The following is a 12,957-nucleotide window of genomic DNA, read 5'->3' on the forward strand; positions in this document are numbered from 1 at the left end:
GTTTTTGTGTCTGCGACCAGCAATGTTCTAGTGTGTGTGGCGTCACGCCCGTCCGTGGGACGCCACCGTTGTCGTCTCGTGAGGGCCCCACCACGGCCCGTGATGACCCGGAGACCCCCATGACCGAACTGCATCCTGTTCTGACAGAGGTGACACGCCGGATCGCCGCTCGCAGCGCCGACTCCCGCCGCGCGTACCTCGAGCGCGTGGCCGCCGCCGCACAGGACGGAACGTCCCGGTCCGGCTTCGCCTGCAGCAACCTCGCGCACGGCTTCGCCGGGATCACCGGTGGCGACAAGGCCGCGTTGCGCGCGCTGCGCAAGTCCAACGTCGCGATCGTGTCGTCCTACAACGACATGCTGTCCGCCCACCAGCCGTTCCAGGAGTACCCGGCCTGGATCAAGGACTCCGTCCGCTCGGCCGGCGGCGTCTCGCAGTTCGCGGGCGGCGTGCCCGCGATGTGCGACGGAATCACGCAGGGCCGCGAGGGCATGGAGCTGTCGCTGTTCAGCCGCGACGTCATCGCGATGTCGACCGGTGTCGCCCTGTCGCACGAGATGTTCGACGCCGCCGTGCTCCTCGGCGTGTGCGACAAGATCGTGCCGGGCCTGCTGATCGGCGCGCTGTCGTTCGGCCACCTGCCGTCGATCCTCGTGCCCGCCGGCCCGATGTCGTCCGGTCTGTCGAACAAGGAGAAGGCGCGCGTCCGGCAGCTCTACGCGGAGGGCAAGGCCTCCCGCGACGACCTGCTGGAGGCCGAGGCCGCCTCGTACCACTCCCCCGGCACCTGCACGTTCTACGGCACCGCGAACTCGAACCAGATGGTCGTCGAGGTCATGGGCCTGCACCTGCCGGGCGCCTCGTTCGTCCCGCCGGGCACGGGCCTGCGCCGCGCCCTGACCGAGTACGCGGGCCGCCGCGCCGTCGAGATGGCCCGCGGCGACGATTACACCCCGATCGCGCACGTCGTCGACGAGAAGGCCGTGGTCAACGGCGTCGTCGCCCTGCTGGCGACCGGCGGCTCCACGAACCACACGATGCACCTGGTCGCCATCGCCGCCGCCGCGGGCATCGAGCTGAGCTGGGACGACTTCTCCGACCTGTCGTCCGTCGTGCCGCTGATCGCGCGGGTCTACCCGAACGGCAGTGCCGACATCAACCACTTCCAGGCGGCGGGCGGCGTCCAGTTCGTCGTGGGCACCCTGCTCGACTCGGGCCTGCTGCACGCCGACGTGAACACCGTCGCGGGCCCCGGCCTCGACCGCTACCGCCAGGAACCGATGCTGGCCGACGGCGAGCTGATCTGGGTGGACGGCCCCGGCCGCTCCCTGGACACCGACGTCCTGCGCCCGGCCTCGGACCCGTTCGCCTCCGACGGCGGCCTGCGGATGCTCTCGGGCAACCTCGGCCGCTCGGTCATCAAGGTGTCGGCCGTGGCGGCGGAGAACCACGTCGTCGAGGCCCCGGCCCGCGTCTTCACGACGCAGGAGGCGTTCCAGGAAGCCTTCAAGGCGGGCGAGCTCGACCGCGACGTCGTCGTGGTCGTCCGCCAGCAGGGGCCGCAGGCGAACGGCATGCCGGAGCTGCACAAGCTGACGCCGCCGCTCGGGGTGCTGATGGACCGCGGGTTCAAGGTGGCGCTGGTGACGGACGGCCGCATGTCCGGCGCGTCGGGCAAGATCCCGGCGGCGATCCAGCTGACCCCGGAGGCCGCGGTCGGCGGTCCGCTCGGCCGGGTGCGCGACGGCGACGTCGTCCGGCTGGATGCGACGGCCGGGACGCTGGAGGTCCAGGTGCCCGCCGAGGAGCTGGCTTCGCGCCCGTTGGTCGACTTCCCGCCGACGAGCCGGGAGTGGATGGGGACGGGGCGCGAGTTGTTCGCGGCGCTGCGGCGGAGCGTTGGGCCGGCTGACCGGGGCGCGACGGTGTTCGGACCCATCACGGCCGACCACTTCGCGCCCGTCACGCACCACTGACGGTTGCGGCTTCGCTCAGCCGCCCTTGCAACAGCTCGTTTGCGCTCGTCGTCAAACGAGCTGTTGCAATGGTGACGAAGCCCGCTCGGCGCGGTGCGCCGACCTGACCGGCCTTTGCAACGGGTCTTTTGACTTCGTCGACAAACGAGTCGTTGCAAGGGTCGGCAAACCCGACCGGCATTCGCCACCTGCCCGGATGCCCTTGCAATGACTCGTTTGTCATCGTCCGCAAACGTCTTTTGCATCCGGGCCGGGGCAACGGGGCGTCGCCGCGGCAGGCAGACTGCGGGACGTGCGGCCTGGGCGTCCGAACGCGGGCGCGACGACCAGGCAGCATGCGAAGTACCAAGTTTTCGATCCTCGAGAGTTCGGCAAGGAGAGCAGCAGTGACCAACGGTGACAATCTCCGGGTGACCACCGGCGCGGACCTCCTCGGCCTGTCGCCCGTCATCCCCGTCGTCGTGGTCGACGACGCCGACCACGCGGTGCCGCTCGCCCAGGCACTGCTGCGCGGTGGCGTGCGCGTCATCGAGCTCACGCTGCGCACCCCCGCCGCGCTCGCCGCGATCGAGAACGTCGCGCGCGAGGTCCCGGAGATCGTGATCGGCGCCGGCACCGTCACCGCGCCGGAGCACGCGGAGCAGGCCGCGAAGGCCGGCGCGGCGTTCCTCGTCACGCCCGGCACGACCGACCGGGTGCTCGACGCCGCCGACGCGACCGGGCTGCCGTACCTGCCGGGTGCGGCGACCGTGTCCGAGGTGCTGCGGCTGGCCGAGCGCGGGCTGACCGCGCTCAAGTTCTTCCCGGCCGAGGCCGCGGGCGGGGTCGACTACCTGAAGTCGATCGGCGGGCCGGTGCCGCACGTGCGGTTCTGCCCGACCGGCGGCATCACGCCGCAGACCGCCCCGACCTACCTGAAGCTCGCCAACGTCGGCTGCGTCGGCGGCTCGTGGCTCGCCCCGAAGGACGCCCTCGCGCAGGGCGACTGGGAGCGGATCGAGACGCTCGCGCGGGAGTCCGTCCGGCTGGGGTGACACGGGTACTGGTCGTCAGGACCACAGGGCGGCGACTAGCTCGGCCCGTCCCGTGATGCCGAGCTTGCGGTAGGCGCTCGACAGGTGCAGTTCCACCGTGCGCCGGGTGAGGTGCAGGGCTTCGGCGATCTGCCGGTTGGTGAGGCCCTGCGCCGCCATCCGCGCGACGCGGTTCTCCTGCTTGGTGAGGCCCTGCACCTGGTCGTCCTCGTCGCGGACCTCGTCGCCCGCGAGCTTCGCGAGCGGGTGCGCGCTCAGGTGGCGGGCCAGGTCGAACGACTGCCGCAGTGACGTCGCGGCCACCTCGGCACGGCCCTTGCGGCGCAGGTGGTGGCCGAGCCAGTACAACGACTGGGCGTGCAGCAGGCGGTGCGGGGTCGAGGCGAGGAGCTGTTCGGCCTCGGCGAGGACGTCGACGTCGTCGGTGCTGATGCCGACGCTCATCAACGCCGTCCCGATCACCCGCGCCGAGCCCCACCGCTTGGCCAGGTCGAGCTCCTCGTGCGCGAGCCGCGCGGCGTCGTCCTTGTTGCCCAGCGCCAGGTACGCGCGGACGGCGTGGTGCCGCCACGCGATCAGCGCGGGGTTCGGCATCTCGCGCGCGGCGAGCCGGCGTCCCGCCTCCAGCAGGTCCTCCAGGCCGCCCTCCGCGTGGCACGACGCGAGCTTGAGCCGGCCGCGCGCGTAGACGATGTTGATGTGCTGCAGCAGTTCGCCGTCTTCGGCGACGAGCGGCGCCGCCTCATCGAATTGTCCCATCTCGACGCAGACCTCGGCCAGCTTCGCGGCGGCGAGCACGACGCCGGGGCAGTCCATGTTGCCGGTCGAGACCGGCGGTGTCAGGAACGTGTAGGCGCGCGCCAGGTCACCGCTGTGGTGGAAGGCGGACGCGCGGGCGATCATGCTGAGCATGCCGCGGCGCAGGTGCGGGTCGTGCGAGACCGGCGCGGTGCTGTGCGAGAGCCACAACTTGTTGATGTGTCCGGGATCGTCGCCGAGGACCGGCACCAGGAACGTGAAGATGTAGGGCTCGCCGAAGACGTCGACCCACTCGCCTTCGAGCGCGTCCAACGCGTGGTCGACGGCCTCGGCGTACGAGTCGCCGCTGCGCGCGTTGCCGACCGCGAGCAACGCCGACCGGGCGCGTTGGAGGGCCGGTGTCTTGGGCACCTCGCCGACGAGGTCGTCGAAGTACTTGCCCGCGCAGTTCGCCATGCGCGCGTTGCGGTTGGCCGCCAGCAGGTACGTGGTGCAGACGAGGTTCCAGACGAGGTCGCGGTCCTCCGGCAGCAGCCGGGCGACGACCATGATCGCGAGGGAGACGGCGAAGTGCGCGTCCGAGCCGGTGCACATGCGCTGGATCAGGGCCAGCGCGACGTTCGCGGCGAGGTGCGGGTCCTCGCAGCGCATCAACGCGTCGCGGACCCGGTCGCGGCCCAGTGCGTTGTCCTGCAAGTGTTCCGTGTGGCCGAGCTCGACCTCGACGGCCAGTCTGTCCTCTTCGGACAGGTGTTCCTCCAGCGCCCGTTCGAGGTGCTCGACTCCGCCGACCTCGCGCAACAGGTCGACGGACCACGGTAAGCGCACGGATCTGGCCTTCAGCACGTGCTCCGCGACGCGCTCGCCGGGGGCGTCCGCCTCGAAGAGCAGCCGGGCCGCGCGGGAGTGCGCGGCGGACCGGACGGCGACCGGCATGTCGGCGAGAATGCTGTTGCGCACGAACGGGTGCCGGAACGTCAGCGGGTCGGTGTCGGCCAGCACGCCGAGCCGGACGAGCGTGTCGACGGCGGGCAGCGCGTCGAAGCCGGTGAGCGCGGACAGCAGGTCGAGCCCCGCGTCGCCGTCCAGGACGGCGGCGGACCGGGCGACCTCGGCGGCACCGGTGTACTCGCGCAGCCGCATGCCGATCATCTCGCCGACCGCGGCCGATCCCTCGCCCTCCTCGCGCAGCAACGCCTGCAGCAGGTACGGGTTGCCGCCGGTGAGCTCGTGGCAGCGCTTCGGGTCGCGGTCCGGGAGGTGTTCGGTGAGGCTTTCGACGGCGGCGACGTCGAGGCCGTCGAGGTCCAGGCGGTTCGGGTGGGAGCCCGCGATCTCGGGCAGCGTGACCTCGTCGGTGGAGAGGTAGCCCTGGGACGCGCCGAGCGCGATGACCACCGGCAGTTCCCGCAGCCTCGGGCGCAGGTAGGCGAGAGCGCGCTTGGAGAAGGTGTCGGCGACGTGCACGTCGTCGATGACCATCAGGATCGGGCCCTTGCGCGCGGAGCTCGCGGCACGCGCGTAGAGCTCTTCGAGGTCGTGCTCGTTCGCGAGGCACGGGGCGAGCTGGCGCACCACGGCGCCGGGTAGGTGGCTCTCCAGGCGGGCGCTCTTCGCAAGCCGGACGGTGAAGCCGCGGTCGCGGGCCTCGGCGGCGAGCGCGTCGAGGACGGCCGTCTTGCCGATCCCGAACCCGCCCGTGACGACGACGCAGGAACCGGTGCCCTGCACGGCGGCGTCGAGCAGACGTCCGAGAGCCGCGAGTTCGGCGTCGCGGCCGAGCAGTTGAGATGTCACCTCTGTCCACCCCTGCCTTCGGTACCGAGAGGACCGCAGGTCGAAGGTTCCGGTGTTCCTTCGGTGGCGACCGTAGAGACCTGCGCTTCGTCGTCGGGCAAACTTACCCACAGGTAACGGTTACCGAAACCGTGAGTCGTGTTCGAAGTGGAGAGCGGGAGCGAGCGATGATCTTCGCCGGGCTGGTGCGCGCATGGGTGCGCCTCGCCTGCCTGCTCAGCGGCTCTCCTCGGCATTCAGATGCGTTCGACCAGCGGGAACCCCTCGTGGTGAGAGGGTGCAGCACGCGTGAGACCCCCTACGTCCACGGGACCGCCGGTGTGCGAGGACAGCGACTCCACGACCGAGAGCACCGCGGCGATGGCCACCACGACGCCCGCCGCGACCAGCAGGATGCTGCGCGCGATCGGGCACTGCTCGCGCGCACCGGGCGGGTGCTCCCGCAGCGCCGTCCTCAGCACCGGCGCGAACGTGCCGAAGTCGGCCGCGTCACGCCGGCACTCCTCGCACCCGGCTAGGTGCCGGGAGAACCTCACGTGCTGCGCCGGTTCGAGCACCCCCAGCGCGTACGCCGCGACGTCACCGCACGGCCCTTCCGGCCTCGTGCGGTTTTCCGCTTCCTGCTCCTGACGAGGTCCTGCTCCCACGTGCTCGTGATGTGGTTGACGGGTCACCATCACTAGCTCCTGTCCTGCAGCGCCCGGCGGATCGTGTGCATCGCCTTGTACAGCCGGGACTTGACGGTTCCTTCCGGGACGCCGAGAACGATCGCCGCTTCCTTCACGGTTCGTCCCATGACATACGTTTCGTAGATTGCTGAACGGTGTTCATCACTCAATTGGCGTACCACGTCGGTAATGACCATCACCGAAAGTGTTTGTTCGGTGTCATCCGGGGATTCCGCGATGTCCGGTCGCAACAATTCGACTTCTTGCGGGCGTGCCTGCCGGCTGCGCCATCCGTCGATCACAATGCGACGAGCCACAGTACAAAGCCAGCCGCGCAACATACCCGGTTCCCGAACGAGGTGCGCGGAGTTCTGCCAAGCCCTGATCAACGTCTCCTGGACGACATCTTCCGTCCACTGGCGGTCGTAGTTGGTCAGGCACAGGACCTGCGAGAACAGCATCCGCTGGAACTGCCCGTAGAGCAGCGTGAGCAATTCTTCGTCCTGCTGGGCGTGTGCGACGTTGCCCTGATCACCCATGAAGCTGACGACCTCCCCAGATATCGGCGACAGGTTCGCTTCGGGCGGCAGTCCTAGCGACTCGGTGGCCGAGCGTGGAATCGTTCAGATAGTACCCCGCGAACGCGAAAACCTCTCGGGTACGTAAATCGAGCACAAATGGTTCGCTGCTGCATGTGTGATGCACATCACATAACGGATCGCCTCATCGTCGTGAACCCCGACCTCACCTGCGCGTATCACCTTCGAAGGCAGCTCGATCGCGGGAGGGAACGGGCACTATGCGTCACCGATTGGACACGCTGGGGCAGCGGTTTGCGCTGCTCACCGCATTGTCTGTCGCATTTCTGGGGGCTTTCGTCGGAGCCGTCCCAGCCAATGCGCAATCGACCGAGGTACAACCGTCGGACCGCTCATTCATGGTTTCTCTTCGCCAGGCGGACTCGTGGTTGGTACCGGTGAGCAAAGAAGCGCCGGCACGGTCGACGGACGCGGCCGTCAGCAACGCCGGCCGCGACATCTTCGAAGCGCATTCACGCCTCGACGTCGAGCTCCTCAAATCAGCCGAGTCATTGGGTGTCGTCCTGCCGAACGACGTCAGCAGTGAACACCAATCACTCATCGACGAGATGGCCGGACGCACCGGCGACAACCACGACCGCGCCTACGCGACGATCGTCCGGCAAACCCAGGGCGGCCTTCTGGTGATGGCCGTGCAAACGAGGGCGACAACGCAGAACACCACAATTCGCACGCTTTCCCATCAAACCGTCCAGATGCTCATCCGCACGATGACGGTTCTCGAGAACACGGGCAAAGTCGACCCGTCCGCGCTCGAACTGGTGACCGCCAAAGCACAGGTGAACGCGGTCCGCGTCATCGGCCAGAACGTAGAACCGTCGGACCGGGAATTGCTCGTCCTGCTCACCCAGCATTCGCTGTGGCAGAAACCGGCGAGCCGCGAGAGCTCCGAACGCGCCCGCGACGCGAAGGTCCGCAAGGTCGCGGGCCAGCTCGCCGCCGAGCACACCCAGCTCAGCCAGTCGGTCAGGGACGCCGCCACCCAGATCGGCGTCGACCTCCCCGCCGAACCGACGACCGAGCAGAAGTCGTGGGCGAACGCCATCTCGTCCAGCTCGGGCGAGGAGCTCGACTCCATGTACGCGAACCTGTCCCGCGCCGCCGACGGCTCGCTCATCACTCAGGTCGCCCACTCGCGCGCGACGACCAAGAGCCTCCCGGCCCGCATCGCCTCGCAGACCGCCCTGACCCTCCTGCTCAAGCACATGCTCCTGCTGGAGGGCACCGGCCTCGTGAAGGCGAACTCGCTGCAGATGACCGACGTCCCGGCCATCACCCAGCAGAAGTCGAACAGCAGCCCACCGCCCGAGCCCGACGACTCGTCGACGAGCGTCGGCTTCCTCACCGGCATCGCCGTCCTGGTGGTCGCCGGCGCGGGCACCCTCTGGCTGGTTCGAGCCGTGGGCCACCACGGCGAACACCGCCGCTGACCCGCCCCGAGGGCCTTTGCAACAGCTCTTTTGCCGACGAAGTCCAAAGAGTCATTGCTAAGGCCCAGGTCAGCGCGAAACGAAGTGACATAACGAAGGTGAACGGTGGAGAGGGGTCGGCCAGGTCACGGACGAGTCGCGGTGTCCACCCACTCGACGGTGTGCGCCTCGGTGGGATCGACCGCCTCCCACTTGCCGACGAGCCGGTCGATCACGGCGGCCGGCACCGGTTCCGAACGGGATCGGTTGCGAGCGTGGATCACGTTCTGCGGCGCTTCGAGACCGACCAGGGTGACGCGGGCGCGGTAGTCCGCGGCGAGTCCGATGCACCGCTCGCGCAGCTGTTGCGAGATGTTGGTCGCGTTCCACACGAACCGCTCCCCCGCCCGCAACAACGCCCGCGCCTCCTCGAACGCGGCGGCCGCCACGGCGCGCTGGTCACCGTCGGGCGCGATGCCGAGCCGCTGGCGCACCGCGTCGAGACTCACCACCGGCCAGCCCGGCCGGTGGCGCGCGATCCAGTGGTCCTTGCCGACCCCCGGCAGCCCGGACAGCACAGTCACCTCGACGCGCGTGTCGTCGTAGGCGTCGTAGCCGGGGTCGCGGCCGGGGGTCCGGAAGTACTGGAAGCGGGCGTGGTCGGACGGGAACGCGCGCGGCCGGTCGAGGCACGACCGTTCGCGGCAGTACTCCTCGAACAGCGCGATGTTCTCCAGCACCGTGTCCGCGTCGCCGCAGATCCGGCCGAGGATGTCGGCACGGGCGAGCGTCGCCAGGTCGTCGTTGCGCGCGAGCAGGCTCACCCGGAACGCGATGCGGTCGAGGTCCGGACGTTCGAGCGCCCAGAACGGCACCTGGTGGTGGCGCACCAGCGCGGCGACGTGCTCGCGCCACGCGATCGGTCGGCCCATCTCCCACAACAGCTTGCGTGCCAGCAGGTCTCCGGCGCGCGAGTGGCCGTGGGCGGTGACACGGCCGTCGGCGATCTGTGTGCGGAACGGCTTGGCGGCGTCGTGCAGCAGCACCGTCGCGAACAGGCGCACGCGGTCTTCTTCGGAGCGCGCACGCCATTCGGGCAGCGACACCAGTGCCTCGCACGCCATCCTGGTGTGCGTGGCGACGTCGCCCTCGGCGTGGTGCACGGAATCTTGCGGCACGCCGTCGAGAGCGCGCACCCACGGGAACGCCGAGCGCACGGCGTCCCAGTCGAGGGTCCACTCCGGACCGGACGGGCAGAGTTGCTCAAACACGGGCCACCACCTGGTTCGGCAGGATCGGGCGGTCCTGCCAGTGGCTGCCCGAGTCCAGCACGGCGGTGAGGAACGTCGGCCGCACCCACTTGAAGCGCTCGACCGTGCGGCCGTCCTCCTCCACCTTGACGTAGAGGCCTTCCATGGCGTCGTCCGAGTCCGTCTCCGCGACCACGACGTCCGGGTCCTGGCCGGCCGCGCGCGCTGCCTCGACCAGCGCGGCACGCCAGCGGTCGGTCCGGCACGTCGACGGACCGACCAGTGCGGTCAGGTCCTTCAGGTGGCGCAGCGGTCCCTCGTGCAGCACCGGCACGGACACGACCGGCGTCCCGTCGAGCACGCGGCGGCGTTCCGGTGTGGACAGGAACTCGCCGGAGTCGCGGTCGAGCAGGTCGAACTCGCAGAAGTGGTGCGGCAGCGCGTCGTAGAACACGGTGTGCTTGGCGTACAACCATTCCCCGTAGAGCACGTACCGCGTGCCGAGCCTCTCCCACAGCACGCCCTGGTGCGTCGCGGCCCACGCCTTCAGCGGCGCGAACTGCCGCTCGCGGGGTCCGCCCGCCAGGAAGTGGCCGCGTGACTGGAGTTTCAGCACGCCGCCGGGGTCGAAGCTGATGCCCGCGTTGGCACCGTCGAGCTTCTCCTCGACGACGAGGTGCCGCCCCGCAATCGCGCGGAACGGCACCTGGTCGAGGTCCTCGTCGCCCGGTTGCAGGCGCGATCCCTCGAGGTGGGGCGTTCGCGGATACTTGCGCAACATGCCGGAAGTTGTATCCCGGCAAGGCACCCGCGGGCGAACGGATTACGCGCGGCCGATGAACGCCGCCTTCTCCGAGTTGAAGGTCGGCTCGAACACGAGTTGCATCTCACCGGGCTGCGCGCCGACCGAGTACGCGACGTGGAACGTGTAGGTCTTGCCGGGCAGCACGGTCGCCGAGTCGAACGTGCTGTCGCAGCCGCCGCTCGAGTCGAACACCATGTCGGCCTTCTGCCCGTTGAACTGCGCGTCGGTGCCGACCGACATCAGCGCGGTCTCGAACGCGGCGGTCGTGCCGTTGGTGATGGTGATCTCGAACTTCACCGCGCGGGCGATGCTCGCCGGCGCCGCGTACTGGCCGGGCGTGCACGCGACCGGTGCGGCGACGTCGACCGACAGGCCGTTCGCCCACGAGAACCGCTTGCCCCAGGTCGGGTTCTCCTTCAGCGCGTCCTGCCGCGCGGTGTCGGCGGGCGCGTCGACCTGGCCCTGGTTCGTGTCGCCGAGGATCTTGTCGAGCTCTTTCACCGCGGCCTGCTGCGCCACGACGGTCAGCACGATCGCCAGGACGCAGAGGACGACGCCGATCGCCGCGAGGACCTTGCGGGTGCCGAACAACGCGATCACGCCGAGCACGATCCCGACGAACGCGGCGATCGCGGTGAGGTTGTTGAGGAAGATGACCCACGAACCGACCACGCCGACGATCCCGAGGATGACCGCGGTCCAGGCGAGCGCCCCGAACCGGGCGGGTCTCTGCGGTGCGACCGGGGGCTGGGCGTAGACGGGCGGCGTCGGGTAGGTCATCACGTCTCCTGGCGGCGGTAGCGATGTGTGACCACCACGTCGATTGGTCTGGTTCACCCGTTAGCCCCACTCGACGCCCTCACCCGATCGAGCTAACACCGGCCGGTCGGTCGATTTCCGAAGGTAGCGAACTGACTACGATCCGTGCATGGCACGACGACTCGCCGGACCCCTGCTGGCCGCGATCGCCACACTCGGCATGACCACGGCACCCGTTCAGGCTCCCGTCGACTTCACCGGCGCGGTGAAGCTGAACAACTGCTCCGGCTCACTCGTGCGGCTGCCCGGTTCGAGCGCCGCAGACAAGGCGCTCGTGCTCACCAACGGGCACTGCGTCGAGTTGATGAAGGCCGGCCAGGTGCTCGTCGACCAACCTGCGGACCGGACGTTCAAGCTGCTCAGCGGGCCTGGTGCGGAGATCGCGAAGCTGCACAGCTCCCGGCTCGTGTACGCCACGATGACCGGCACCGACGCCGCGCTCTACCGGCTCGACCAGACCTACCGGCAGATCCAGGAGCAGCACGGTGGCCGCGCGCTCACACTGTCGACGACGCGACCCGCCGTCCAGTCGGAGATCCGGATCGTCTCCGGCTACTGGACCAAGATCTACTCGTGCCGGCTCGACGAGTTCGTCCACCAGGTCAGGGAAGCGGGCTGGACCTGGGACGACTCGCTGCGCTACACGCCGTCCTGCGACACCATCGGCGGCACGTCGGGCGCGCCGATCATCGACGCCGGGAGCGGCGAGGTCGTCGGGGTCAACAACACCGGCAACGAGAGCGGCGGCCGGTGCACGATGAACAACCCATGCGAGGTCGGCGCCGACGGCACGATCACCGTCCGCCGCGGCACCGGCTACGGCCAGCAGACCTACGGTCTTGCCGCCTGCTTCCGCCCCGGCAGCAGGCTCGACCTGTCGCTGCCCGGCTGCCGGGTCGCGAAGCCCTGAACGCGAGGAAGCCGGGACGCCCCTGCCCGCGTCCCGGCTTCCTCGTCCTCCCCTTACCGCGCGGCGCGCACGATCAGGTCAGCCACGGTGTCCGGGTGCGACACTGCCACCGAGTGCGAAGCGCCCTCGACCTCGACGGTCGCCTTCGAGTGAGCGCGCTCGGCCATCCACTTCTGCGCGGCGATCGGGATGTTCTTGTCCTTGCCCGCCACCACGAAGTACGACGGGATGGCGCGCCACGCGGGCTCGCCGGCCTCCTCGGTCAGCGCGGCGTCGTTGATCGGACGCTGCGTCGCCGCCGCCAGCGTCGCGTCCTTGCGGGGCACGTCGGCCGCGAACTGCTGCCAGAACTTGTCCTGCGCGATCACCAGGTCGGTGGTGCCGTCGCCGAGGGCGATGGGCCGCACCGCCTCGCCGAGGGTGCTGCCGGGCAGCTTGTTCGACAGCCCGAGGGCGCTCTCGCCCTTCTCCGGCGCGAACGCCGCGACGTAGACGAGCGCCTTCACGTTCGGGTTGCCGAGCGCCGCGGCCGACTGGACCATGCCGCCGTAGGAGTGTCCGGCGAGGACGATCGGACCGTCGATCGTGGCCAGCACCTGCTTCAGGTACTGCGCGTCACCGGCGACGGACCGCAGCGGGTTCGCCACCGCCACGACCGGGAATCCCTTGCGCTGTAGCCGTTCCACGACACCGTTCCAGCTGGAGGCGTCCGCGAACGCGCCGTGCACGAGCACGACGGTCGGCTTCTTGGTGCCGGGCTTCGAGGTCTCGTCCGCGGCACCGGCGCCCGACGGAACAACGGCACCCAGCGCCAGCAGCGTCCCCAGAACGGCGATCACCTTGCGAACTCGCATTGCTCTCTCACTCTCTCGTCAGGCACCGTGGCGGTGGTGCATCGCGCTCGATTAGGTCGTGCACGATGTAAGTTACC

11 protein-coding genes are annotated in these 12,957 nt (G+C 69.6%); 4 read left to right on the forward strand and 7 right to left on the reverse strand.

Annotation, left to right across the window (positions count from 1 at the left end):
- Window positions 1-119: 119 nt before the first annotated feature.
- Complete coding sequence (edd, locus tag ABZX02_RS28280; protein ID WP_355302363.1) at window positions 120-1,976, forward strand: phosphogluconate dehydratase; 1,857 nt, start codon at window positions 120-122, stop codon at window positions 1,974-1,976.
- Between the two features lie 410 nt (window positions 1,977-2,386).
- Entirely contained in the window at window positions 2,387-3,010 is a 624-nt protein-coding gene (gene eda / locus ABZX02_RS28285) for a bifunctional 4-hydroxy-2-oxoglutarate aldolase/2-dehydro-3-deoxy-phosphogluconate aldolase (RefSeq protein WP_355302655.1), read from the forward strand.
- A 15-nt stretch (window positions 3,011-3,025) separates the two neighbouring features.
- Here eda and ABZX02_RS28290 read toward each other — a convergent pair whose 3' ends face one another.
- From ABZX02_RS28290 to ABZX02_RS28300, 3 genes are all read right to left on the reverse strand, one after another.
- Complete coding sequence (locus tag ABZX02_RS28290; protein ID WP_355302365.1) at window positions 3,026-5,566, reverse strand: BREX system ATP-binding domain-containing protein; 2,541 nt, start codon at window positions 5,564-5,566, stop codon at window positions 3,026-3,028.
- Between the two features lie 236 nt (window positions 5,567-5,802).
- Window positions 5,803-6,243 carry a zf-HC2 domain-containing protein gene (locus ABZX02_RS28295; protein ID WP_355302367.1) on the reverse strand — a complete coding sequence of 147 codons (441 nt, stop codon included), beginning with the start codon at window positions 6,241-6,243 and terminating at the stop codon, window positions 5,803-5,805.
- Window positions 6,244-6,245: 2 nt separating this feature from the next.
- Complete coding sequence (locus tag ABZX02_RS28300; RefSeq protein WP_355302369.1) at window positions 6,246-6,773, reverse strand: sigma-70 family RNA polymerase sigma factor; 528 nt, start codon at window positions 6,771-6,773, stop codon at window positions 6,246-6,248.
- A gap of 272 nt (window positions 6,774-7,045) precedes the next feature.
- Here ABZX02_RS28300 and ABZX02_RS28305 point away from each other — a divergent pair, with 272 nt between their 5' ends.
- Entirely contained in the window at window positions 7,046-8,263 is a 1,218-nt protein-coding gene (locus ABZX02_RS28305; RefSeq protein ID WP_355302371.1) for a DUF4142 domain-containing protein, read from the forward strand.
- Window positions 8,264-8,388: 125 nt separating this feature from the next.
- On the opposite strand, the gene ABZX02_RS28310 is transcribed toward ABZX02_RS28305, so the two are convergent.
- Genes ABZX02_RS28310 through ABZX02_RS28320 form a run of 3 tightly spaced genes read right to left on the reverse strand, consistent with a single transcriptional unit; the run spans window position 8,389 to window position 11,077 of the window.
- On the reverse strand, window positions 8,389-9,513 hold the full coding sequence (locus ABZX02_RS28310; protein ID WP_355302373.1) for an AAA family ATPase: 1,125 nt from the start codon (window positions 9,511-9,513) through the stop codon (window positions 8,389-8,391).
- Window positions 9,506-10,273 (reverse strand): RNA ligase family protein, encoded by a 768-nt coding sequence (locus ABZX02_RS28315; protein WP_355302375.1) that lies wholly within the window; start codon window positions 10,271-10,273, stop codon window positions 9,506-9,508. The genes ABZX02_RS28310 and ABZX02_RS28315 overlap by 8 nt, the downstream gene beginning before the upstream one ends.
- Before the next feature lie 42 nt (window positions 10,274-10,315).
- A complete protein-coding gene (locus tag ABZX02_RS28320; protein WP_355302377.1) occupies window positions 10,316-11,077 on the reverse strand; it encodes a hypothetical protein in 762 nt (253 codons plus the stop codon).
- A 148-nt stretch (window positions 11,078-11,225) separates the two neighbouring features.
- On the opposite strand from ABZX02_RS28320, the gene ABZX02_RS28325 reads away from it, so the two are divergent.
- Window positions 11,226-12,026, forward strand: coding sequence for a serine protease (locus tag ABZX02_RS28325; RefSeq protein ID WP_355302379.1), 801 nt, complete (start codon window positions 11,226-11,228; stop codon window positions 12,024-12,026).
- 53 nt (window positions 12,027-12,079) lie between these two features.
- On the opposite strand, the gene ABZX02_RS28330 is transcribed toward ABZX02_RS28325, so the two are convergent.
- Entirely contained in the window at window positions 12,080-12,880 is an 801-nt protein-coding gene (locus tag ABZX02_RS28330; RefSeq protein ID WP_355302381.1) for an alpha/beta hydrolase, read from the reverse strand.
- Window positions 12,881-12,957: the final 77 nt, after the last annotated feature.

This window comes from Lentzea sp. NPDC003310 (assembly GCF_040610935.1).
Taxonomy (GTDB): domain Bacteria; phylum Actinomycetota; class Actinomycetes; order Mycobacteriales; family Pseudonocardiaceae; genus Lentzea.

What these genes read in the sequence shown, in the direction of transcription:
- ABZX02_RS28330 (WP_355302381.1), bottom strand. Translation starts at nt 12,880, where the DNA reads ATGCGAGTTCGCAAGGTGATCGCCGTTCTGGGGACGCTGCTGGCGCTG.
- ABZX02_RS28315 (WP_355302375.1), bottom strand. Translation starts at nt 10,273, where the DNA reads ATGTTGCGCAAGTATCCGCGAACGCCCCACCTCGAGGGATCGCGCCTG.
- ABZX02_RS28295 (WP_355302367.1), bottom strand. Translation starts at nt 6,243, where the DNA reads ATGGTGACCCGTCAACCACATCACGAGCACGTGGGAGCAGGACCTCGT.
- ABZX02_RS28325 (WP_355302379.1), top strand. Translation starts at nt 11,226, where the DNA reads ATGGCACGACGACTCGCCGGACCCCTGCTGGCCGCGATCGCCACACTC.
- ABZX02_RS28300 (WP_355302369.1), bottom strand. Translation starts at nt 6,773, where the DNA reads ATGGGTGATCAGGGCAACGTCGCACACGCCCAGCAGGACGAAGAATTG.
- ABZX02_RS28320 (WP_355302377.1), bottom strand. Translation starts at nt 11,077, where the DNA reads ATGACCTACCCGACGCCGCCCGTCTACGCCCAGCCCCCGGTCGCACCG.
- edd (WP_355302363.1), top strand. Translation starts at nt 120, where the DNA reads ATGACCGAACTGCATCCTGTTCTGACAGAGGTGACACGCCGGATCGCC.